The 1,300-nt window shown below is 48.7% G+C and carries 2 protein-coding genes and 1 pseudogene; 2 read left to right on the top strand and 1 reads right to left on the bottom strand.

Going from position 1 to position 1,300, the window contains the following annotated elements; all coding sequences use genetic code 11:
- The first annotated feature begins 220 nt into the window (after positions 1–220).
- Both AC0QH1_RS00635 and AC0QH1_RS00630 read left to right on the top strand, forming a co-directional pair.
- Positions 221–445: a hypothetical protein gene (locus AC0QH1_RS00635; RefSeq protein WP_324628795.1), complete on the top strand. Its 225-nt coding sequence runs from the start codon at positions 221–223 to the stop codon at positions 443–445.
- A 194-nt stretch (positions 446–639) separates the two neighbouring features.
- Positions 640–1,011 (top strand): DUF2237 family protein, encoded by a 372-nt coding sequence (locus AC0QH1_RS00630; protein WP_324628797.1) that lies wholly within the window; start codon positions 640–642, stop codon positions 1,009–1,011.
- A 40-nt stretch (positions 1,012–1,051) separates the two neighbouring features.
- On the opposite strand, the pseudogene AC0QH1_RS00625 reads toward AC0QH1_RS00630, so the two are convergent.
- A pseudogene (locus AC0QH1_RS00625) lies at positions 1,052–1,300 on the bottom strand (Uma2 family endonuclease); the annotation flags it as partial.

Raw genomic sequence — 1,300 nt, 5'->3', positions numbered from 1 at the left:
AAGTGGAAGTCTTGCACTCTCCCGAAACCCTAGAGGGAGAAGATGTGCTGCCCGGATTTGTGTTGGAGTTGAATAAGGTTTGGTAGTCGGAATGGGTGGCGATCGCCCCTTTTCGCGAAAGCAAATTGTTTTCCTGGGAATTTTTCCGGTGATTTAGAAAAAAATTCCGGCCATATGTGGGATAATAAAAGAGAAAATTTTGAGGTAAAATTTTGCGAGTATGTCTATTTCTCAAAAAGAAGCCAAACAACTGTTAGAACGGATAATTTTTGAAGACGATCGCCCGGAAGATTGGGTGCAAGATGTGTGGGGAATGAGTCCCACTTTGGGAGAAAGTGCGGCTAAATTATGGGAGGTATTTGAAGCGCTAGTGGAATGTAGTAATGAGGAAAAATTAGATAATTTAGTCAAGTCGCTCTATCAGAGCTATCTAGAGCAAAAGTAGGGGAATGAAAACGAGCTGCGCCCCGATTCCCACTGCGTCAATGCTGGGACGGGGAACGCGGTTCATTTTGCGCGGGTATGTGGGCGATCGCGCTTGTAGGAGGTACGCTGAACAAATCTCCGAGTACCGCTTGCAAACCGGCAGCTTATCCGGCATAATAGAGGAGATGAAAAGGGTTGTTAAAAGAGGTTGAGTTGGTGACAGAAGCGAAAAACGTTTTAGGCGAACCCCTGGAAATTTGCTGCACCTCACCGATGACCGGATATTATCGGGACGGAAAATGCAATACCGGTGGGGGTGACATGGGGGCACATGTGGTGTGCGCGCAAGTGACCGAAGAGTTCCTCTCGTTCACCCAAGCGAGGGGCAACGATCTGAGTTCTCCGGTACCGATGTTTAATTTTCCGGGGTTAAAACCCGGCGATCGCTGGTGTTTGTGCGCCTCTCGCTGGAAAGAAGCCCTGGATGCAGGCGTTGCACCCCCGGTGGTGTTATCCTCCACTCACGCCTCGGCGTTAGAATACGTTTCTCTAGAAGAACTCCAGCAGCATGCCGTGGCGAAATAAGTGAGAGGGGCGATCGCTTCACTATGAGCGATCGCGTTTCTCACCCTTGCCCCAAACCCTGCAAGAATTCTTGATGTTCTGGCGTCTGCAACCCCTGTCGAACAACAGTCACAACCTGCGCGACATTTCTCTGACGCAACGCCTCCACAGCTAACCACAAACCCGGAAAAACCTGCGATCGCAAAATGCCATTTTCATCCGGTTCTAGAGCAACATAGCGACTTTCTTGTAAGATAAACCAATCCAGTTTATTTTCATAAATCTGCCAGACAATATATTCCTGGACTCC

This window comes from Phormidium sp. CCY1219 (genome assembly GCF_055795085.1).
This window is presented reverse-complemented; position numbering and strand designations above follow the sequence as displayed.